Consider the following 20,948-nt stretch of genomic DNA (forward strand, 5'->3'; position numbering starts at 1 on the left):
GGCGGAAGCGTGGCGCAACCAGTGGAAGCCGATCGCGGGCTAACAACTGCTTTCCCGGCCGGCCAATGAGGCAGCCAAGGAGGTTAAAGATCGCGTAGGGACGGATCTGTTGATGGATTCACTTCACTCAATCAACGACCGGGCATCCAGTACTACACGGTTAACTCTACCGGTCGTTGGCAAACCGGGCCCTCCGGCGCACCGGGCGGGGCCTTAACCGTCGGCCAGTTCGAAGTGCAGGCGCCGGTCCTCGATGTCCGCCAGCGTCAGCCGAACGCGCACCGTGGCCCCCGCCTCCAGCACTCCCGAGCATCGTGCGGTGACCGGCGGGTCGCTGAGTTGGACCACGCCATACGGCTCCTGGCCGCCGTTCCCGCTGCCTTTGCCCCTGCCCGCCACCAGCACTTTCCCGTTTCCGTTGCCGTTGCGGCTTCCGTTGTCGTTGCTGTTCCCGTTGCCATTGCCGTTGCCGTTGCTGTTCCCGTTGCCGGGGTAGCGGGTGCCGGTAATGACGACGGCGTCGAACTCCTCCCCGACACGGTGGCTGAGCAGCGCCGTTTCGACGGCGTCCAGCGCAGCGCGGTCCACCCGCCCCGCCAGCTGGTCGGAAGCCGCCATCAGCTTGGGCAGTTCGTCCAGCGCTTCCCGGGCCCACTGCGGAACAGGTTCGCCGGCGCACAGGGCGTGGCAGATGACCAGCACGAAACGGTCCACCAGCCGGCGCAGGGGAGCCGTGGCGTGCGCGTAGGGTGCGGCGATGGCCGCCTGCTGCCGTTCGGGCGGGAGTTCGCCGACGAACGGGGTGTAGCCGGCACCGCGGAACAGCGCGGTCGCCCCGTGCATCAGGGCCAACTGCTTGGGATCGGTGGTGTCCAGGCTGCGCAGATAGTCGCCGTAGGCCATCTCATGCGGCCACGGGAACCCGAGCGCCTCGGTCTGCCGGCGGTACTGGGCTTCGGCGTCCGCGTCCGGGCCCGGCATGGTGCGCAGAATCCCGATCCTGCCCTCCAGCATGATCTTGGCCGCGGCCATCCCGGTCATCAGCGAGATCTGGGCGTTCCAGTCCTCCACCGGCAACGGCGGCTTGGTGACAATGAAATAGTGCCGGCCGTCGTGGGCGATCTCCTGGTCGGGGACATTGAGGCTGGCCCCGCCGCGCTCGCGTTCGAGCTCCACCCGCTTGCTGCCCACTTCCTTTAACAGCAGGAGGGTGGGCGCCGCGTCGCCCGAATCGATGTCCTGCTGCACCTGCTCGTAGTTCAGCTTGGCCCGGCTGCGCACCCTGGCGCGTTCCAGCGTGGCCGCCGTGACGCGCGCACCGGCGTCGAGCTCGAATCGCCACACGTAGGCCGACCGCAGCTGGTCTGCCAGCAGCGACCCGGCCTGTTCGCCGATGACGTCGGGATGCAGCGGAATCCGTCCGTCCGGGGCGTAGATGGTCTGGCCCCGCCGCCGGGTTTCGGCATCCAGTTCGCCGCCGGCTTCCACAAAAGCGGGGACATCGGCGATCGCGTACCAGACCGTGTACCCGCCGTCGTTGGACTCTATGTACAGGGCCTGGTCCAGATCGGTGGACGAGGGCGGGTCGATCGTCACGAATTCCAGTGCCGTCAGATCGGTCTCCGGCAGCCGATGGGCGGCCACGGCGGCCCGGGCTTCCGCGAGTGCGCCCGCGTCGAACTCCTGCGGCAGGTCGAACTCTGTCCGCAGGTCCTTCAGCACCCGTGCCAGCAGATGCTGGGACTCGTTGACCTTCGGATCCAAATGCGGGTACGGCACACGGCCAGCCTAACGGCAGCCGCGCCGAAATGGGACGCTACCCTTGGATTTATGAGCACCGTGAGCCCCGTTCCCGCAGCGCCTGGAGAGGAATCCGGCCGCCGCCGGCAATTCCTGATCGATCTGTACGGCGTGATGGCCTACGGCGAGCTGTCCGCCTTCGAGCGGTTTTCCTCCGACGCACGCTTTTCGCCCACTCTGCATGACCGGGCCGCGGTCGGCCGGCTTGCGGTGACCGAGTTCGAACATTTCGAGGCGGTGGCCGCGCAGCTGGAGCAACTCGGCGTGGACGTGGAAACGGCCATGGCTCCCTTCCAGCCCTCCATCGATGCCTTCCATGACCGGACGCGCCCGGCCGACTGGTACGAGTCCCTGATGAAGGCCTACGTCACCGACGGCGTGCTGGGCGACTTCTACCTGCACATCGCCGGAGCCCTCGACGGCGAGACGCAGAAGCTGGTCGCCCGGATCAAGGAAAACACCGAGCAGATCTCCTTGATCGCGGCCCGGTTGAAACAGGTGCTGGCCGACGATCCGCGGCTGTCCTCCCGGCTGGCGCTGTGGGGGCGCAGGCTGGTGGGCGAGGCCTTGACCCAGGCCCAGCGGATCGGGATTGAGCGCGCCGTGCTGAGCGAGCTGATGCGTGGGCAGGACCCCGACCGGCAGGCGGAAGCCACCCTAGAGTTGTTTGCCCGGCTGACCCAGAACCATTCACGCCGAATGAACGATTTGGGCCTGACGGCCTGAGGGAAGCCTTCAGCCCGGCCGGGTTCGCCGGTAGGCTGGCGGCACAGGCGGCCCCATGCTGCGGGCAGCGGGGCCGCGCGGCAGACCGGGAGGGCATCGTGGGACGTGCGAAAGACGTACTCGGCAGTGAAGAAATCGACCGGCAGCTGCGCGGGCTGCCGGAGTGGCGCTATGCGGGCGGAGCGCTGGTCAGCGCGTTCAAGCTGGACAACGGGCGCGAGGCGCTGAATTTTATTGCCGCCGTCGGTGACCTGGCCGAGGAGCAGCGGCACCACCCCGACCTGGACTGGCGGTACAACAAGGTCTTCCTGCGCTTCACGTCGCATGACGCCGATTCCGAAGTCACGACCCGTGACGTGTCCGCTGCGGCAGCGGTGAGCGTGCTGGCCCGCAAGCTCGCCGCGGACGCTGACCCGGACAGCTACCCGGACTAAGCTTCGCTCAGCCCAGCAGGGCGGTCAGCTGTTCGGTATCCCGCTGCACGCGCCGGCGTCCGATCCACCAGGCACCGGCCCACGCGGCCGGGATGGAAACGCCCATCGGCAGCAGCCAGGACAGGAAGTGCACTCCCGGTTCGGAGCCCAGGCCGGCGACCATGAGGATCAACCAGAGCAGCACCGCCGCCGCCACCGCGATCCCGGGCAGCAACAGCACCCCGTAGGCATGGCGCCGTCGGTCCACCGCCCAGGCAATGAGGCCGACGGCGGCGGCGACCAGCACCAGCAGGACCAGTGGGACCATGGGTGGTTACAGGGCGCCGAATCCGACGGGTCGCGGCCCCTCGGCGCCGATTTCGACATAAGCCAGCACATTGGACGGGATGATGACCAGGCGTCCCTTGGCGTCGGTCAGGCGCAGCTCGGCGCCGCCGTTCATGGCGCGGCTCGCAATCTCAGCCACTTCGTCCGGCGACTGCGACGAATCGAGCACGATTTCACGGCCGACGTTCTGCATGCCGATCTTCACTTCCACGCTGATGCCTCCTGGTTAATGCTGTAAGCCGGGTGGGTTCCCTACTGGCGAATCTATCCTAGGGTTCCTTCGGGAAGCGTGAAATTCCGCGCCAAGCTAAACGGTAAATCAGTTCGCTTGCGGCGTCCTGGTCCAGTTCGCCGCCCGAGCGCAGCCAGTGCCGCGCGCTGATCTGCGCCATGCCGGCCAGGGCCCGGCCCAGCAGGGTGGCCTCGACCGCCGACAGCTTGGTGTCCTCGGCGATGACACCGGCGATGGCGCTGGCCAGCCCCGCATTGAAGTCCTCCAAGCGGGCGCTCACGTCGGGATCGTTGTTCAGGTCGGATTCGAAGACCAGCCGGTGCGCCTGGCTGTCCTGGGCGATGAACTGGTAGTAGGCCCGGATGGTGGCATGCACGCGCTGTTTGTTGTCCGTCGTCGAGTTCAGTGCCGCCATCAGCATCGCGTTCAGGGATTCCAGATGGTGATCCAGCAGGGCCAGGTAGAGTTCCCGCTTGCCGGGGAAGTGCTGGTAGAGCACCGGCTTGCTCACGTTCGCGGCGTCGGCGATCTCGTCCATCGCCGCGGCGTGGTAGCCGTTGACCACGAAGACCTCGTGTGCCGCCTGCAGCAGCTGGCGCCGCCGTTCCTCCCGCGGCAGTCGGGTGGGCTTGGCGGCTGAGCGGGGTTCTGTCGTCACGGTATTACACGGCCTCTTCCGGCGCTGCGGTCAGGAAACTTACAGCGCCACGGTGCAGTAAGTGTCAGTCCCGACCAGTTTACGCACCAGCAACCCGCTGGGGCGTAGATTGGAACAATGAGCACCTTGGAGAGCGGGCAGCTGCCGCCGCTGGTGGAACCGGCCGGGTCCCTCAGCAGGGAGGAGACCGAGCGGTATTCGCGGCACCTGATCATTCCCGAAGTGGGCATGGCCGGCCAGCTGAGGCTGAAGAACGCGAAGGTGCTGGTGATCGGTGCCGGCGGCCTCGGTTCGCCGGCCATGCTGTATCTGGCCGCTGCCGGCGTGGGCCGGATCGGGATCGTGGACGACGACGAGGTGGAAGCCAGCAACCTGCAGCGCCAGGTCATCCATGGCGTGGCGGACCTGGGGCGCAGCAAGGCGGCCTCGGCACGGGACAGCATCCTGGCGCTGAACCCCGGCGTGGACGTGGTGTTGCACGAGGTCCGGCTGGACACCGGCAACGCCCTGGAGATTTTCGCCGGCTACGACGTCATCCTGGACGGCACGGACAACTTCGCCACCCGGTACCTGGTCAACGACGCCGCGGCGCTGCTGGGCAAACCCTACGTGTGGGGCTCCATCCTGAGGTTCGACGGGCAGGTCAGTGTCTTCTGGGACGCCCACGGGCCGAACTACCGCGACCTTTATCCGGAGGCGCCGCCGCCCGGTTCCGTGCCCTCCTGCGCCGAGGGCGGCGTGCTCGGCGTGCTGTGCGCACAGATCGGCTCCGTGATGGTCAATGAAGCAATCAAGCTGATCACCGGTATCGGGCAGACTCTGCTGGGCCGCGTACTGGTCTTCAATGCCCTCCAGATGAGCTGGCGGGAGCTGAAGGTGCGCAAGGATCCCGAGGCCGAGCCGATCACCCGGCTGGTCGACTATGAGGCGTTCTGCGGCGTGGCGCCGGTGCCCCAGGTCGAGGGCGGCCGCGCGGTGGACGCGCCCACCCTGGCCCGGATGCTGGCCGACCGCGCTGCCGGCCGGGGCGACTTCCAGCTGATCGACGTCCGGGAACCGGGCGAATACGACGTTGTGAACATCCCGGGCGCGGTCCTGGTCCCGAAGGGACGCATCCTTTCCGGCGAGGCCCTGGACGACCTGCCGCGGGAGAAGGACCTGGTATTCCACTGCAAGTCGGGCGTGCGGTCGGCCGAGGTGCTGCAGAGCCTGCTGGCGCAGGGCTACACCCGGGTAGCCCACCTCGACGGCGGGATCCTGGCGTGGGTCAGGGACGTGGAGCCCTCGAAACCGGTGTACTAGGCCTGGCCTGCTGCGGCGGCGGTCGGGCTGCGGCGCTGTCCCAGCGTCAGGCGGTGGCGGCGTCTTCGCCGTGCCCGGCGACCGGGCAGGACGCCGGGTCAGCTGCCCGGGGCAGGGCGGGTTCTTCGAGCGTGATGCCGTACAGCGCTTCCAGGGCGGCGATGTACCGCTCCTGTTCGCCGTTGGCGGCCAGTTCCCGCGCCCGCACGGTGGGCAGGTGCAGCAACTGCTTGACCATGCGGCGCATGGCGAATTCGACTTCCTGGGCCGGGCCGGTGCAGCCGTGCTGGGAGCGCACTTTCTCGAGCTCGTTCTCCAGCACCTGCATGGTGTGCTTGCGAAGTGCCACGATGGCGGAGTCCACGCTGCGGGCCTGCCGGCTGGCCTCGAAGCTGCGGGCCGCGTTGGCGACGATTTCGGCCGCCTGCTGGACCGATTCGGCCTGTTCCTCGGGGGCGGCCATGCGCACCGACTCCAGTGTGATCAGCTCCACGCCCTCGAGCGTGCCCACGGCGGGGTCAAAGTCGTGGCTCAGCGCGAGGTCGATGATCGTCAGCGGCTTGTCGACGCCGGTGCGCACGCCGGCCACGCGCTCGGCACTGATCTGGTTGTCGCTGCCGCTGCATCCGATGACGACGTCGGCGGAGGCGATCGCGTCGTCCAGCGCCGCGTGGGTCAGCGGGACGCCGCCGCGGGTCTCGGTAAACGCCGCGGCGCGGCCGGAAGCCGAGTAGACGCTGATCCGGGTGCAGCCGCGTTCGCGCAGCAGCGCCATGGTGGCTCCGGCATACGCGCCGGTCCCGAAGAGTACAACCTGCTTGTCCGACCAGTCCTTCTCGACGGCCAGATCGGTGGCGAGGTCGAGCGCGACGGACACGATCGAGAGCCCGCGGCCGCCGAGGGCCGTCTGCGTGCCCACGTCCTTGGCCGTACGGGAAGCGGTCTGGAAGAGCCTGACCAGCCCCCCGCTCGCGGTGCCCTTCTCCTGCGCCTCGATCAGGGCCCGGCGCACCTGGCCGGCCACCTCGCGTTCGCCGACGACGGCCGAATCCAGGCCCGCCCCGACCGCGAACAGGTGCCGTGCAACATCCTCGCCGGTGTTCAGGTCGAAGGAGCGGGCAACCAGCGCATTGTCCAATCCCGAGCAGCGGCTGATCTGTTCGATGAGCGCGGCGCGGGCGGACTCCAGGTCGGACTCGCTCTCGGTCTCGCAGTAAACTTCCACCCGGTTGCAGGTCGCCAGGACCACCGCGCCGGTGACCGGGGACCCGTCTGCGAGCACGTCTGTATCGATCCGGGAGGTGCCGGCGCTCAGGCGGGCCACCGTTTCCAGATCGACCTTGGAATGGGTTGCAACAAGTGAAAGTAAGACCACAGCGCCTCTATCTTAGCGGGAAGCCAGCGTCGGCTTCTCCAAGCTTGGCCCATTAACCCGGCGTTAATCTGATTTGGGGCGCCGTGGGCGCCGGTGATATTGGCCACTCGGGCCGGTGGTCGCCGCCGCCCCGCGCACCTCGGCGCTGCCCGCGGTTGGCCAGAAGCATGGCCGCTGGACCAGAATCTATGTCATGACACTCAATGCTTCCCATCCCTTGCTGGATGGGCGTACCGCCGACTCGGACCTGATAACCGCCTACCGCGGAGGGAAGCCGGGGCGCCGTCCCGTCTGGTTTATGCGGCAGGCCGGGCGCTCACTGCCCGAATACCGGGAAGCGCGGCAGGGCATCGCGATGCTGGATGCCTGCCTGAAGCCAGAACTGGCAGCGGAAATCACCCTGCAGCCGGTGCGGCGCCACGATGTGGATGCCGGTATCTTCTTCTCCGACATCGTTATCCCGTTGAAGCTGGCCGGGGTGGACGTGGACATCGTTCCCGGTGTCGGCCCGGTCCTGGGTGCCCCCGTCCGCACCGCCGCCGACGTCGCCGCCCTGCCGGAACTCACCGACGAGGCGCTGGAACCGATCCGCGAGGCGGTCCGGCTGACGGTGGCTGAGCTGGGTGCCAAGCCGCTAATTGGTTTCGCCGGCGCCCCGTTCACGCTCGCCGCGTACATGGTGGAGGGCCGGCCGTCCCGGGACCACCTGGGGCCGCGCACCATGATGCACGCCGACCCGGAGACCTGGAATGCCTTGGCGGGCTGGGCCGCGGACGCGTCCGGCAAGTTCCTGCGAGCGCAGCTGGAAGCGGGCGCCAGCGCGGGGCAGCTGTTCGACTCCTGGGCCGGTTCGCTGTCCCTGGCAGACTACCGCCGGCGCGTGGCACCGGCGTCGTCGCGCGCGCTGGACCATGTCCGCCATCTGGGCGCGCCGCTGGTCCACTTCGGCACCGGCACGTCCGAACTGCTCGTGGCCATGCGCGACGTCGGGGCTGACGTCATCGGCGTCGACTACCGGCTGCCGCTGGACGAGGCGAACCGCCGGCTGGACGGACGCACGCCGCTGCAGGGCAACATCGATCCGGCGCTGTTGTCCGCGCCGTGGGAGGTGCTGGAGGCCCATGTCCGCGAGGTGCTGGCCGCCGGCAGCGACGCTCCGGGCCACGTGGTCAACCTGGGCCACGGCGTGCCGCCGGAGACCGACCCGCAGGTCCTGACCCGCGTGGTCGACCTGATTCATTCCGTGGCCCCGTAGCCATGCAGCACCCGCACCCGCATCCCGCCCGCCGTCCCGAACGGCAGGCCGGGCGCAAGCCCCGGCCGGGCACCGCCGTCGTCATTGGCGGCGGGATCGGCGGCCTGGTCGCCGCCCGCGAGCTGGCGCTGGCCGGCGTCGAGGTGACGGTGCTGGAACGCGCTCCCCGGTTCGGCGGCTGCGTGACCCGGCACGAGGTGGGCGGGCTGGTGCTTGACGCCGGCGCCGAATCTTTCGCCACGCGCTCCAGCGTGGTCTCCGACCTGATCGGCGAACTCGGCCTGGGCAACGACATTGTCCAGCCGAACCCGGCCGGCGCCTGGATCCAGCTGCCGGACGGTGCCCAACGGCTCCCCAAGACGGGGGTGCTCGGCATTCCGGCCGACCCCTCCGATCCGGACGTGGTGCGTGCCATCGGCCGCCGCGCGGCGCTGCGGGCCTCGGGCGACAAGGTCATGCCGCTGGGTTCGCTGCTGCGCCGCGAGCAGCTCAGCCTGGGCCAGCTGGTGCGCGCCCGGATGGGCGAAGCCGTGCTCCAAAAGCTGGTCGCGCCGGTGGCAGGCGGGGTCTACTCGGCGGATCCGGATGTGCTGGACGTGGACTCGGTGATGCCGGGGCTGCGCGCCTCGGTGGCCGCCCACGGGTCGCTGACCGCCGCGGTGGGTGCCATCCGGAAAGCCGCCCCGGCCGGTTCCAACGTGGCGGGCATCGCCGGCGGCATGGGCCGGTTGACAGAGGCCCTGCTGGCCGACCTGAAAGCCCGCCACGTGGCACTGCGCACCGGGGCGGAAGCCACCGCCGTCACCCGGCACGACGGCGGCTGGCTGGTCGAGTCCCCGGCCGGGGCGTTCCGGGCGGACGCCGTCATGATGGCAGCCGACGGCGCTGCCGCCGTCCGGCTGCTGGCCGGCACGGTGCCCGGGCTGGCCGGGCTGGAGCCCGAAACCGGACCCGCGGTCTCGCTGGTGACGCTGGTGGTGGACCTGCCCGACCTCGACGCGATGCCGCGGGGCACCGGGATGCTGGTGGCGCCGTCGGTCCGCGACGTCAAGGCCAAGGCGCTTACCCATGCCACCGCCAAATGGCCGTGGCTGGCGGACGAAGCCGGTCCGGGAAGCCACGTGCTGCGGCTGTCCTACGGACGCGCGGTGGGGCAGCAGGGGGCCGAGGACTTTACCGGTTGGGCCGACGACGAGCTGTACCGACAGGCGCTGGCCGATGCCAGCTTCCTGATGGGCGTGGCTGTGGGCGACGACGACGTGGTGGGCTCGAAGGTGGTGCGCTGGATCGGTGCGCTTCCGTCCGCCACCGTGGGGCACCGCGACCGGGTGGCAGCGGTGCGCCGCGAGGTGCTCCCGCACGCCGGGCTGGGCATCACCGGGGCCTGGCTGGCCGGCACCGGGCTGGTGGCCGTGGTGGGGGATGCGCGGCGCCGTGCACGGGACCTCGCCGCACGGCTGCGGCCCGCGGCGTCCTGATCTTCTACAATGTGTAGAAACACAGTTTTCGATTAATTACGATGCAGAAGGCAGACTGGTAAGCATGAGCGAATCGGCAAGGTCAGAGTCAGCAATCCCCGCCGCCGGCGGCACCGACGAGGAACTGTTCTACACCCTCTGGACGGTTTTCAAGCGCACCGGCGCACCCGCGGATCCGTCCGCTGCCGCAGCGTTCGATGAGACGGTTGCCGAACTCGCCGGCCGCAATGTCACCCTGCGCGGAGCGTACGATGTTTCCGCCATGCGCGAGGACGCCGACGTGATGATCTGGCTGCACGGCCCGCAGCCGGACGAACTCCAGGCGGCGGTACGCGACATCCGCCGGACGCAGCTGTTCGCCCCCACCGAGATGGTCTGGTCCGCGATGGGCGTCCACCGCGATGCCGAGTTCAGCAAGAACCACGCCCCGGCCTTCTCGCTGGGCAAGGAGCCGGAGTCCTGGCTCTGCGTCTACCCGTTCGTGCGTTCCTACGAGTGGTACCTGCTGCCGGCCGAGGAGCGCGGCAAGATGCTGCGCGACCACGGCCTGCTCGGCCGCGACTTCCCGCAGGTGCTGTCCAACACGGTGGCCTCGTTCGCGCTGGGGGACTGGGAATGGATCCTGGCCCTGGAAGCTCCCGAACTGATCGATCTGGTCGACCTGATGCGCCACCTGCGCTACACCGACGCCCGCAACCACGTGCGCGAAGAGATCCCGTTCTACACCGGCAAGCGCATCAGCACTGCCGATATCGCCGAGGTGCTGCGGTGAACCAGTCAGCCGAACCGTCCTTTGACCCGCGTGCCGGCGTCGCCGCCGACGGGACCATGCAGCCGAAGAAGTACGACGCCCTGCTGCTGGCCTCCTTTGGCGGCCCCGAGGGCCAGGACGATGTCATTCCGTTCCTCCGCAACGTCACCAGCGGCCGCGGGATCCCCGATGAACGGCTGGAGGAAGTCGCCACGCACTACCGCGCCAACGGCGGCATCAGCCCCATCAACGCGCAAAACCGTGCGCTGAAGACGGCGCTTGAGGCCGAGCTCGCCCGCCGCGGGCTCGACCTGCCCGTGCTCTGGGGAAACCGCAACTGGGATCCCTACATCACCGACGTTTTCAAGGAAGCGTACGACGCCGGCCACCGCCGCGTGCTGGCGGTGACCACCAGCGCCTACGCCGGCTATTCCAGCTGCCGCCAGTACCGCGAGGACTTCGGCATGGCCCTGGTCGAGACCGGGCTGGCCGGCAAGCTGGAAGTGGACAAGGTGCGCCAGTACTTCGACCACCCGGGCTTCGTGGATCCGTTCGCCGAGGGCCTGGCCGAGGGCCTGGGCCGGGTGCGCGCCGACCTGGCCGCCCAGGGCGCCGCGGACGCGCCGATCCACGTGCTGTTCGCGACCCACTCCATCCCCATCGGCGACGCCGAAAACGCCGGGCCGCGCGGGGTGGAATACGAGGGCGGCAGCGCCTACGTGGCGCAGCACCTGGCCACCGCCCGGGCCGTCCTGGAACGCGTGCCGGGAGCAGCCGGCGTCGACTGGTCCCTCGTCTACCAGTCCCGCTCCGGCGCGCCGCATGTGCCGTGGCTGGAGCCGGACATCAACGACGCGCTCGAAGAGCTGCCCGCCCAGGGGGTGAAGGGCGTGGTCATCGTGCCGCTGGGCTTTGTCAGCGACCACATGGAGGTGATGTGGGACCTGGACACGGAGGCACTGGAGACCTGCCGCAGCCTCGGGCTGGCCGCCGCCCGCGTTCCGACCCCGGGCGTGCACCGGAAGTTCGTCGAGGGCCTCGTGGACCTGGTCTGTGAGCGCACGATGAAACAGCACCGCGCCGACCGTCCTGCGCTGACCGACCTGGGACCCTGGATGGACGTGTGCATGCCCGGCTGTTGCGCCAACCGCCGCGGCGAGAAGCCGACGGTGGCCGGCATGGATTCGACCGTAGGGGTGCCGCAGCCATGACCGTTAAAGTCCGCATCGGCACCCGCGGCAGCGCCCTGGCGGTCACCCAGACCACCACCGTGGCCGAGGCGCTGGCCGCCGGCGGGGCCCTGGAGTATGAACTGGTCCGGATCAAGACCGAGGGCGACGTGCTGCGGGGGCCGCTGGCCCAGATCGGCGGAACCGGAGTCTTCACCGCCGCCTTGCGCGAGGCGCTGCTGGACGACCGCTGCGACGTTGCCGTGCATTCGCTCAAGGACCTGCCCACCGGCGTGGCCGACGGGCTGCAAATTGCCGCCATTCCCGCCCGCGTAGACGTCCGCGACGCCCTGTGCGCCCGGGACGGGCTGACCCTGGCCGGGCTGCCGGCCGGGTCCAAGGTCGGCACGGGCTCCCCGCGCCGGGCAGCCCAGCTGCGTGCCGCCCGCCCCGACCTGGACGTGGTGGATATCCGCGGCAACGTGGACACCCGGCTGGGACGGGTCAAGGGGCTCACGGGCGAAGAAAGGCACGAGGGAAAGCACGCGGATCTTGATGCCGTGGTGCTCGCCGCGGCCGGGCTGGCTCGGCTGGGACGCACCGAGCACGTCACGGAGCTGCTGGATCCGTCGGTCATGCTGCCGGCCCCCGGCCAGGGCGCGCTGGCCGTTGAATGCCGGGTGGCCGACGCCGCTTCCGGAACGGCGCTGGCCGCTGCGCTGGCCGACTACGACGACGCGGACAGCCGCCTGGCGGTGACGGCCGAACGGTCGCTGCTGGCGCGGTTGGAAGCCGGTTGCAGCGCCCCGGTCGGGGCGCTGGCATCGGTCGACGCCGGCTCCCTGGTGCTGCGGGCGGTGGTCTGCAGCCCCGACGGCAGCCGGCTGCTGCACGGAGAGCGGACGGTTCAGGCAGCCGGTTCCGAAGATGCCGTGGCCCTGGGCGCCCGACTGGCTGAAGAGCTGCTCGGGAAGGGCGCCGGCGACCTGATGAGCCTGGTTGGGCGCTGACGATGGCGTTGCTGTGGCAGCGCGGCGCGCCGGACAACCAGCTTCAGGGGCTGCGGGTGGTGCTGCCGCGCAGCCCTGACCGGGCGGCCGGCATGGCCGCCGAACTGGTCCGCCGCGGCGCGTCCGCCAGCGTCCTGCCGCTGATCGACTTCGAACGGACGGACAAGCCGGACGAACTGGATCAGGCACTCACCCTGCTGGCGCAGAACAAGGCGGTCTGGCTGGTCATCACCAGCATCACGACTGTGCGGGCGCTGAAGGCCTGCGCACTGGAGCGTGGCACCAGCCTCGCGGCGCTGGCAGGGGACACGAAGATTGCGGCCGTCGGAAGCCCCAGCGCCAGGGCGCTGGAGGCCGAGGGCCTCACCGTCGACCTCGTGCCGCCCGGCAGCATGGACGCCGTCGGCCTGGTGGACGCCTGGCCGCTGCCGCCGGAAACCGCCGGCGGTCCGGCCGAGCGGATGCTGGTCCTGCTGCCCCAGGCCGACATCGCCGCGCCCACGGTGTTCGAAGGCCTGATGGCGAAGGGCTGGCAGGTGCTGCCCGTGACCGCCTACCGCACGGTGGACTACCCCGCCCGTCCCGAGCTCCGCCTGACCGCGGAATTGGAGATCGCGGCCCACGAGCCCGCCGACAACCTGGAACTCATCACCGCCGCGGATTTCCGCAGCCGCGCCGGCAGCGGCACCATCGATGCCGTCGTCCTGACCTCGCCCAGCGTCACCAGGAGGCTGGCCGGCCTCCTTGACCCGTGGCCGGCCAGACTGCGGCTGATCGCGATCGGCGCCAGTTCCGCGCGGCAGGCCGCCGAACTGGGCTTGGAGATCGCCGCCACCGCTGCCGAACCGACGCCGCCCGGCATCGCCGACGCCCTGGCCCGGTCGCTTGAAAACCATCCCACCGAACCCGAAGGAACGCCATGAGCTTCCCCTACCACCGGCCCCGCCGACTGCGGGCCACCGAGGCGATGCGCCGGATGACCGCGGAGGTCCGGACCCACCCGAACCAGCTGATCCTGCCCGCCTTCATCCGCGAAGGCCTCAGCGAACCGGTGCCGCTGCAGTCCATGCCGGGCGTGGTCCAGCACACCGCCGAGACGCTCAAGCGCGCGGCCGCCGAGGCCGTGGAGCTGGGCCTCGGCGGCATCATGCTCTTCGGCATTCCGCAGGTGCGCGACGCCACCGGCAGCGCCGGGGTGGATCCCGACGGCGTACTGAACCGCGCCATTGCCGAGGTGAAGGCGGAGGTCGGGAACGACCTGGTGGTGATGGGCGACGTCTGCCTGGACGAATTCACCGACCATGGCCACTGCGGCGTGCTGGCTCCCGATGGCACGGTGGACAACGACGCCACGCTGCCGATCTACGCGGAGATGGCCGTGGCCCAGGCCGCGGCCGGCGCGGACGTGCTCGGCCCCTCCGGCATGATGGACGGCCAGGTCGCGGTGATCCGGCAGGCACTCGACGAGGCCGGCCACCAGGACGTCTCCATCCTGGCGTACGCCGCAAAGTATGCCTCGGCCTTCTACGGGCCGTTCCGCGAAGCGGTGGACTCACAGCTGACCGGAGACCGGCGGACGTACCAGATGGATGCCGCCAACCGGCGCGAAGCCATCCGCGAAGTGGAACTGGACCTGGCGGAAGGCGCGGACATGGTCATGGTCAAACCCGCCATGAGCTACCTGGACATCCTGTCCGATGTGGCGGAGATGTCTCCGGTGCCGGTGGCCGCGTACCAGATCTCCGGCGAGTACGCGATGATCGAGGCAGCCGCAGCCAATGGCTGGATCGACCGGAAGGCGGCAATCCTGGAATCTGTCCTGGGCATCCGCCGCGCCGGTGCCGACATGGTGCTGACCTACTGGGCCCCGGAAATCGCCCGCTGGCTGAAGTAGACGTTCACCCTGGCCGCCGCGTGCCGCGCCACACCACCCTGCCCGCAGCGGATTCCGCTGTCCCGAAAGGACCCAAGACCATGACTGAAGCCGTCCGCTCCGAGGAACTCTTCGAACGCGCCCGCCAGCTGATGCCCGGCGGGGTGAATTCCCCGGTCCGGGCCTTCGGTTCCGTCGGCGGGACCCCGCGCATGATGGTCGGCGCCAAGGGGGCGTACCTCACCGACGCCGACGGGCGCGAGTACGTTGACCTCGTGTGCTCCTGGGGCCCGGCCTTGCTGGGCCACGCCCATCCGGCCGTCCTCGAGGCGGTGCACACGGCCGTGGACCGGGGCCTGTCCTTCGGTGCCTCCACGCCCGCCGAGTCCGAGCTGGCGGCCCTGGTCGTCGGCAGGGTCTCCGCCGTCGAGCGCCTGCGCATGGTCTCCACCGGCACCGAAGCGACGATGACCGCCGTACGCCTGGCCCGCGGCTATACCGGCCGCAACCTCGTCGTGAAGTTCGCCGGCTGCTACCACGGGCACCTGGACGGGCTGCTGGCCGCCGCGGGCTCGGGCGTGGCCACCCTGGCACTGCCCGGTTCGGCCGGTGTCACCGAGGCGACAGCCGCGGAGACCCTGGTGCTGCCGTACAACGACATCGCCGCCGTCGAGGAAGTTTTCGCCGCCCGCGGCAGCCAGATCGCCGCAGTCATCACCGAAGCGGCCCCGGCCAACATGGGCGTGGTCACCCCCGCCGACGGTTTCAACGCGGCCCTGTCCCGGATCACCCGGGAACACGGAGCGCTGCTGATCCTGGACGAGGTGCTGACCGGTTTCCGCACCGGCTATGCCGGCTACTGGGGCCTGACCGGGGGAGCCGAGGGGACCGCCGATCCGTTCGTGCCCGACCTCTTGACCTTCGGCAAGGTCATCGGCGGCGGCATGCCCGTGGCGGCCCTGGGCGGCCGCGCCGACGTGATGGATTACCTGGCGCCGTCCGGTCCCGTCTACCAGGCAGGCACGCTCTCCGGCAACCCGATCGCCATGGCCGCCGGGGTGGCGACGCTGACCGCCGCGACGCCGGATGTCTACGCGACGATCGATGCCCGCTCGCTCGAACTGCAGGCCGCGCTGACCGCCGCCCTCTCCAACGCCGGCGTGGACCACAGCATCCAGACCGCGGGGAACCTGTTCAGCGTGGCCTTCGGCACCTCGGCCAACGGCGTTCACAACTACGCCGATGCCCAGGGCCAGGAGGCCTTCCGCTACGCCCCCTTCTTCCATGCCATGCTCGACGCCGGCGTCTACCTGCCGCCGTCGGTTTTCGAGGCCTGGTTCCTCTCCGCGGCGCACGACGACGCCGCGATGGAGAAGATTTTCGCCGCGTTGCCGGCAGCCGCCCGGGCCGCCGCGGCAGCCACGCCGCCGGCCTGACCGCAGCTCCGGGACCCGCGGGACGGGGTCCGCATCCGGCTGCCGTCCGGTCCCCGGGAGACGGGCATGGCAGACTGATGCTGACGGCGGTACACGGAACCGCCGCGCGAACCCAGGAGAGTGCAGATGGGCCTGTTCTCCAGGCGCAGGCAAACGCAGGAAAATCACGACGCCGAGGCTGCCCGGCCCGAGGGCGCCCCGGTGCGTACGCCGCCCCACCCGGAGGCGGCGTACGACGCCGTGCCGCCCCAACCCGAGGCCGGCCCGGCGCCCGCGCTCTCCCGGCCGGATCCCGGCCCCGCCCCCGTGCCCCGCGCGATGTGGTCCGACGGCCTGGGACGGACGGCCACGCGCTCCGCCCAGCTGCTGCTGACGCTGCTGCTGGCTGTGGTGGTGATTTACGGGCTGCTGCAGGTGAGGCTGCTCGTCATTCCCGTCCTGATCGCCCTGATCCTGGCGGCGGCCGTGGGCCCGGTGGTGCGGCTGCTGCGCAGCTGGGGTTGGTCCGCGGCGCTGGCTACGGCAACCGCGTTCCTCGGGATCCTCGTGGTGCTCGGCGGCGTGATAACCGGGATCGTCTTCGCGGTCCGCAACGAATCGGATGAACTGGTCAGCTCCGCCCGCGAGGGCTGGATGCAGCTTCAGCAGTTCCTGGCCAACTTCCCGCTGCCGGTCAGCCAGCAGCAGATCGACGAGGCGCTCGCCGGGGTGGTCGACTTCCTGACCAGCGCCACGGTTGGACGCAGCGCGCTGAGCGGGTTGTCGACGGCGGCCGAAGTCGTCACCGGGGCCGTCCTGATGGCTGTGATCCTGTTCTTCTTCCTCAAGGACGGCCCGCGCATTTGGCGTTTCCTGCTCAGCTGGTTCCCGGCGGTCCGGCGGCCGCAGCTGGAACTGGCCGGTTCGCGCGCCATGGACGTGCTGGGCAGCTACGTGCGGGGCACGGCCACCGTGGCGGCCGTTGACGCTTTCTTCATCGGCCTGGCCCTGTTCATCCTGCAGGTGCCGCTGGCGTTGCCGCTCTCGGTGCTGATCTTCATCGGCGGATTCATCCCGATTGTCGGTGCCACGGTCGCCGGTGTGTTGGCGACCCTGGTGGCCTTGGTGGCCAACGGGCCGCTGGCCGCGCTGGTGGTGATCGCCGTCGTGGTCATCGTGCAGCAGCTGGAAGGCAACTTCCTGCAGCCGGTGGTGATGGGCCGCTCGGTGGACCTGCACTCGCTGGTGATCCTGTTGGCCCTGACCGCGGGGACCATCCTGGGCGGCATCATCGGCGCGGTCCTGGCCGTTCCGGTCACGGCCGTCGGCTGGGTGGTGATCCAGGTGCTGTCGGGGAGGGCCACCGCCGAGGACCCCGCGCCGGCCCGGCCGGGCCGCTGACCAGGCGCCGGCGGGCCGCCGCGGGGCAGGTACCAGCGGGCCAGGAACGGGAAGGTCCCCGGCAGCCGAAGCTTCCGGGGACCTTCCTGGCGTCGGCTGCTGCCGCTCACACCGGCGGCGCCGGACTGTTTGCTAGAAAGCGGGGAAGACGTCGCCGTTGGGCCACGTTTCCTCGATGAACTTCTTCACGTCCGGCGTGTGGAGCAGCTCTTCGAGCTTGGCGATGCCGGGATTTTCGTCACCGGCGTTCCAGGCCAGGAAGTTGGCATACGGGTTGTTCTCGGAGGACTCGACGACCACTGCATCGTCTGTGTTCAGCCCCGCATCCAGGATGAAGTTGCCATTGATGATGGCCAGGTCGATCTTCGGATCCTCGATCAGCTGGACCAGGATTTCAGGCTGGTTCTCCTCGAATTTCAGGCCCTTGGGGTTCTGCTCGTCGGTCAGCGTCAGGGCAGCCGAATCGTCCTCGATCCCGGTCAGCAGGCCCGCCGTCTCGAGCATCTTGAGCGCACGCGGCTGGTTGCCCGGATCGTTGGTGATCGCAATGGTTGCGCCCTCGCCAAGGTCGTCGACGCTCTTGTGCTTCGACGAGAACCCGGCGTACGGCTCAATATGGATGCCTTCGCCATGTTCGAGGTCGTAGCCCTTGTCGGCCACCTGCTGCTCAAAGAAGTCCAGATGCTGGAAGTAGTTGGCATCCAGCGAGCCATCGCTCAGGGCAATGTTCGGGGTCTGGTAATCGGTGAATTCCTTGATCTCCAGATCGATTCCGGCCTCCTGGGCCAGGTTCTCATCCACAAACTCCAGGATCCGGCCCTGCGGCACGGGGGTGGCGCCTACGGTGACAGTGACGGGATTGGCCGGATCCAGCGTGGTCTCGGCGCTGGGGGTGGATTCGGAGCCACCGCAAGCCGTCAGCGCCAAGGCCGCAGCCAGGCCGGTACCAATGAGCGTTAGTGCTTTACGCATCTGCGTGCGTTCCTTTCGAATGACCGGGCTGGCCGAGGGCGGCTCGTCCCGGAAGTGGTGCAGCTAGCGGCTACTGGCTGCATTCTTCCGCTGCCCGTCAGGCAGGCGGGAAGCTTGGGGAGCGGGACGGCAGTGTCCCGACACGGTCGTGGCGCCGCGGTTCAGACAGCGGTTTCCGGCTCATGGCGCCGGCGCTTCTGTGAGCCGGCGGTGGAAGCGCTGCGGTGGTCCACCCGCCGGGCCGCGGCATCGCCGACCCATTGGATCAGCTGGACCAGGACCACCATGATCACGATGGTGACCACCATGACCGTGGTGTCGAAACGCTGGAAGCCGTAGTTGTAGGCGAGCTGGCCGAGGCCGCCGCCGCCGGTGAGTCCCGCCATGGCGGAGTATCCCACGAGCGTGACCAACGTCGTCGTCAAGGCAGCCACCAGCCCGGGCAAGGCCTCGGGAACGAGGACCTTGGCCACGACCTGCAGGCGGGTGGAACCCATGACGAGGGCCGCGTCGATTTTGCCGGAGCTCACGTCCCGCAGCGCGGTCTCCACCAACCGGGCGAAGAACGGCACCGTGCCGATGGTGAGCGAGACACAAGCGGCCAAGGCCCCGATCGACGTGCCGGTGATGACCCGTGCCAGCGGGATCAGCGAGATCATCAGGATGGCGAACGGGATGGACCGGGTGATGTTCACGATGATGTCCGACACGATCCGGTTCGTCACCGGCATGGGCCGCAGCCCCGCGGGCGCACTGGTGTAGAGGAAGATGCCCAGCGGCAGGCCGATCAGCAGGGTAAAGGCCCCCGAGACCCCGACCATCAGCAACGTTTCGCCGATGGCTTCCGGCAGGGCGTTGGTGATGCCCGGGTTGGTCGTCAGTTCGTCAAAGAAGTTCATGCCGCCTCCTCCTGGAGGACGCGGACGGCAACGCCCTGGCCGACCAGGTGCTCGGTGAGGGCAGCCGTGTCCGCTCCGGCCGGCAATTGGATGCGCAAATGGCCGAACTGGGTGCCGGCCAACGACTCCACGCTGCCGGCCAGGACGTTCAAGTCCAGGCCGAAGGCCCGGGCAGCACCGGTCAGCACAGGCTCCGACGCCCGTTCGCCGGAATAAAGGATTTCCAGCATCGTGCCGCCGCCTGTCGCCTCCGCCGAAGGCAGCGGCAGCAGCGTGCTGGAAAGGCGGCCGCCCAAATCGGCGGCGACCTCACGCAACGGGCCGTGTTCGACGATCCGGCCGGCCTCCAGCAGCGACACCGAATCACAGATGCGCTTGATGACCTGCATCTCGTGCGTAATCACCAGCACGGTCAGTTGGAGCCGCTTGGTCAGATCGCGGATCAGGGTCAGGATTTCGTCGGTGGTCTTCGGGTCCAGGGCTGACGTGGGCTCATCGCAGAGCAGGACGTCCGGGTCGGAAGCCAAGGCGCGGGCGATGCCGACCCGCTGCCGCTGGCCGCCGGAGAGCTGCGACGGGTAGGCGTCCTCAAACCCCTCCAGGCCGACGAGCTTGATCAGCTCCGAAACCTTGGCGCGGATGGACGCTTTGGGCGTCTTGACGATCTCCAGGGGATGCGCCACATTCTGGGCGGCGGTGCGGGAGTCCATCAGGTTGGCGTGCTGGAAGATCATCCCGATGCGGCGCCGGGCCGACCTCAGGTCGGCGTCGCGGGCGGCACTGAGCTCAGCCCCGTTGATCGACACCGACCCGGACGTCGGGCTGTCCAGGAGGGTCAGGCAACGCACCAAGGTGGACTTGCCGGCACCGGAATGGCCGACGATGCCGTGGACGGTGCCCTTGGGAACGGACAGGCTGACGCCGTCCAGGGCTACCACTTCGCGGCCGCCTTGGCGGTAGACCTTGCGCAGGTCGGTAACGGTGATCATGGAACCTCGGGAAATTGATTTCTGGAGCGTCGACAGCCGCCATAGCATGTGCTGCCATCAAGGATTAATTATGACAGCCGCGACAACGCGCCAGAATTCGACGGGACGTTGCGTCATACGGCGACCCGAAGTTGACAGCGCCGCGCTGAGTCGGGGGGCCTGGGGTGGTGCAGGGCGGAAGCGTCAGACGGCCGCGGGCATCAGGCGCACCGGCCAGACACCGTCCACGACTGCTTGCGGATCCTTGCGCCGCAGCCAGGCCTCGAAATTTGCCGCCTGCTGGGCGCACCAGTCGATCTGCAGGGCATGCAGCTCGGACGCGTCGATGCACAAGCCTGCGTAGCGGCGGGCGAGGGCATCCGCGACGCCGATGGTGGCCAGGGCATCGGCCGCCGACGTATGCGCGGCGTCGAGCCGGACACCGTAGAGTTCGCACAGCGCCGCCAAGGTGCGCTTCCCCCGCCGATAGCGGTCCATCTGCTTGTCCAGGACATACGGATCGATCACTGGAGCCGCCACCGGAGCCGTCAGGCCGTACCGGGAGCATTCGTGCGCCAGCACGGTGAAATCGTAGGCAGCGTTGAAGGCCATGACCGGAATGCCCGCGTCGAAGTAACCTGTCAGGGCCTCGGCGATACCGGCGGTGGCAAATGCCGCGGGCAGGCCCTCGCTGCGGGCCCGCTCGGTGCTGATCCCGTGGATAGCCGCGGCTTCCGCCGGGATCTCGACTCCGGGGTCTACGAGCCACTCCCGCTCCTGCAGCGGCTGTCCCGCTTCGTCGACCAGGACGATCGACGCCGTCACGATCCGCGCGCTGTGGGGATCACGGCCCGTGGTCTCGAGATCGAATGCCGCGCGGGGACCGGTATGCCAGCTGTTCAT

General features: G+C 69.3%; 21 protein-coding genes. 12 read left to right on the forward strand and 9 right to left on the reverse strand.

The annotated features are described in order from the left end of the window. Nucleotides 1-213 precede the first annotated feature (213 nt). Entirely contained in the window at nt 214-1,779 is a 1,566-nt protein-coding gene (locus AC5RVS_RS08375) for an RNB domain-containing ribonuclease (RefSeq protein WP_494107779.1), read from the reverse strand. A 51-nt stretch (nt 1,780-1,830) separates the two neighbouring features. Between AC5RVS_RS08375 and AC5RVS_RS08380 the strand changes: the two genes are divergently transcribed. Together AC5RVS_RS08380 and AC5RVS_RS08385 are read left to right on the forward strand one after the other, a co-directional pair. Beyond that, the gene (locus tag AC5RVS_RS08380) at nt 1,831-2,526 is read left to right on the forward strand and encodes a ferritin-like fold-containing protein (protein WP_494107780.1); all 696 of its coding nucleotides are present in this window, start codon (nt 1,831-1,833) and stop codon (nt 2,524-2,526) included. A gap of 98 nt (nt 2,527-2,624) precedes the next feature. Continuing rightward, a complete protein-coding gene (locus AC5RVS_RS08385; protein ID WP_494107781.1) occupies nt 2,625-2,960 on the forward strand; it encodes a 4a-hydroxytetrahydrobiopterin dehydratase in 336 nt (111 codons plus the stop codon). A gap of 7 nt (nt 2,961-2,967) precedes the next feature. Here the strand turns inward: AC5RVS_RS08385 and AC5RVS_RS08390 are convergent, their stop codons facing one another. Genes AC5RVS_RS08390 through AC5RVS_RS08400 form a run of 3 tightly spaced genes read right to left on the reverse strand, consistent with a single transcriptional unit; the run spans nt 2,968 to nt 4,177 of the window. After that, on the reverse strand, nt 2,968-3,267 hold the full coding sequence (locus AC5RVS_RS08390; RefSeq protein ID WP_494107782.1) for a hypothetical protein: 300 nt from the start codon (nt 3,265-3,267) through the stop codon (nt 2,968-2,970). A gap of 6 nt (nt 3,268-3,273) precedes the next feature. Then, nucleotides 3,274-3,498, reverse strand: coding sequence for a DUF3107 domain-containing protein (locus AC5RVS_RS08395; RefSeq protein WP_136784705.1), 225 nt, complete (start codon nt 3,496-3,498; stop codon nt 3,274-3,276). Nucleotides 3,499-3,556: 58 nt separating this feature from the next. Further along, nucleotides 3,557-4,177 (reverse strand): TetR/AcrR family transcriptional regulator, encoded by a 621-nt coding sequence (locus tag AC5RVS_RS08400; protein ID WP_493989097.1) that lies wholly within the window; start codon nt 4,175-4,177, stop codon nt 3,557-3,559. Between the two features lie 117 nt (nt 4,178-4,294). Between AC5RVS_RS08400 and moeB the strand changes: the two genes are divergently transcribed. Beyond that, nucleotides 4,295-5,479, forward strand: coding sequence for a molybdopterin-synthase adenylyltransferase MoeB (moeB, locus tag AC5RVS_RS08405; protein ID WP_494107783.1), 1,185 nt, complete (start codon nt 4,295-4,297; stop codon nt 5,477-5,479). A gap of 46 nt (nt 5,480-5,525) precedes the next feature. Here moeB and AC5RVS_RS08410 read toward each other — a convergent pair whose 3' ends face one another. After that, nucleotides 5,526-6,854, reverse strand: a complete 1,329-nt coding sequence (locus tag AC5RVS_RS08410; RefSeq protein WP_494107784.1) for a glutamyl-tRNA reductase — start codon at nt 6,852-6,854, stop codon at nt 5,526-5,528. 193 nt (nt 6,855-7,047) lie between these two features. Between AC5RVS_RS08410 and hemE the strand changes: the two genes are divergently transcribed. The 9 genes from hemE to AC5RVS_RS08455 all read left to right on the forward strand — a co-directional run bounded on the left by hemE (nt 7,048) and on the right by AC5RVS_RS08455 (nt 17,206). Continuing rightward, nucleotides 7,048-8,109: a uroporphyrinogen decarboxylase gene (gene hemE / locus AC5RVS_RS08415; RefSeq protein ID WP_494107785.1), complete on the forward strand. Its 1,062-nt coding sequence runs from the start codon at nt 7,048-7,050 to the stop codon at nt 8,107-8,109. 2 nt (nt 8,110-8,111) lie between these two features. Then, nucleotides 8,112-9,587 carry a protoporphyrinogen oxidase gene (gene hemG / locus AC5RVS_RS08420; RefSeq protein ID WP_494107786.1) on the forward strand — a complete coding sequence of 492 codons (1,476 nt, stop codon included), beginning with the start codon at nt 8,112-8,114 and terminating at the stop codon, nt 9,585-9,587. A gap of 64 nt (nt 9,588-9,651) precedes the next feature. After that, nucleotides 9,652-10,359, forward strand: coding sequence for a hydrogen peroxide-dependent heme synthase (hemQ, locus tag AC5RVS_RS08425; RefSeq protein ID WP_493989102.1), 708 nt, complete (start codon nt 9,652-9,654; stop codon nt 10,357-10,359). 56 nt (nt 10,360-10,415) lie between these two features. Continuing rightward, complete coding sequence (locus AC5RVS_RS08430; protein WP_494107879.1) at nt 10,416-11,549, forward strand: ferrochelatase; 1,134 nt, start codon at nt 10,416-10,418, stop codon at nt 11,547-11,549. Beyond that, nucleotides 11,546-12,517, forward strand: a complete 972-nt coding sequence (hemC, locus tag AC5RVS_RS08435; protein WP_494107787.1) for a hydroxymethylbilane synthase — start codon at nt 11,546-11,548, stop codon at nt 12,515-12,517. Before AC5RVS_RS08430 ends, hemC begins: the two co-directional genes overlap by 4 nt. A 2-nt stretch (nt 12,518-12,519) precedes the next feature. Further along, entirely contained in the window at nt 12,520-13,440 is a 921-nt protein-coding gene (locus AC5RVS_RS08440; protein ID WP_494107788.1) for a uroporphyrinogen-III synthase, read from the forward strand. Beyond that, entirely contained in the window at nt 13,437-14,411 is a 975-nt protein-coding gene (gene hemB, locus AC5RVS_RS08445) for a porphobilinogen synthase (RefSeq protein WP_493989105.1), read from the forward strand. The genes AC5RVS_RS08440 and hemB overlap by 4 nt, the downstream gene beginning before the upstream one ends. Before the next feature lie 80 nt (nt 14,412-14,491). Then, complete coding sequence (gene hemL, locus AC5RVS_RS08450) at nt 14,492-15,826, forward strand: glutamate-1-semialdehyde 2,1-aminomutase (RefSeq protein ID WP_493989106.1); 1,335 nt, start codon at nt 14,492-14,494, stop codon at nt 15,824-15,826. A 126-nt stretch (nt 15,827-15,952) separates the two neighbouring features. After that, nucleotides 15,953-17,206, forward strand: coding sequence for an AI-2E family transporter (locus AC5RVS_RS08455; protein ID WP_494107789.1), 1,254 nt, complete (start codon nt 15,953-15,955; stop codon nt 17,204-17,206). Between the two features lie 132 nt (nt 17,207-17,338). On the opposite strand, the gene AC5RVS_RS08460 is transcribed toward AC5RVS_RS08455, so the two are convergent. From AC5RVS_RS08460 to AC5RVS_RS08475, 4 genes are all read right to left on the reverse strand, one after another. Next, nucleotides 17,339-18,178, reverse strand: a complete 840-nt coding sequence (locus AC5RVS_RS08460; protein WP_493989107.1) for a MetQ/NlpA family ABC transporter substrate-binding protein — start codon at nt 18,176-18,178, stop codon at nt 17,339-17,341. 161 nt (nt 18,179-18,339) lie between these two features. Beyond that, nucleotides 18,340-19,077, reverse strand: coding sequence for a methionine ABC transporter permease (locus tag AC5RVS_RS08465; protein ID WP_493989108.1), 738 nt, complete (start codon nt 19,075-19,077; stop codon nt 18,340-18,342). Further along, nucleotides 19,074-20,066 carry a methionine ABC transporter ATP-binding protein gene (locus AC5RVS_RS08470; protein WP_494107790.1) on the reverse strand — a complete coding sequence of 331 codons (993 nt, stop codon included), beginning with the start codon at nt 20,064-20,066 and terminating at the stop codon, nt 19,074-19,076. Before AC5RVS_RS08470 ends, AC5RVS_RS08465 begins: the two co-directional genes overlap by 4 nt. Nucleotides 20,067-20,249: 183 nt before the next feature. Beyond that, nucleotides 20,250-20,948, reverse strand: a complete 699-nt coding sequence (locus tag AC5RVS_RS08475; protein WP_493989110.1) for a 3'-5' exonuclease — start codon at nt 20,946-20,948, stop codon at nt 20,250-20,252.

This window comes from Arthrobacter sp. Y3221048, from assembly GCF_059092685.1.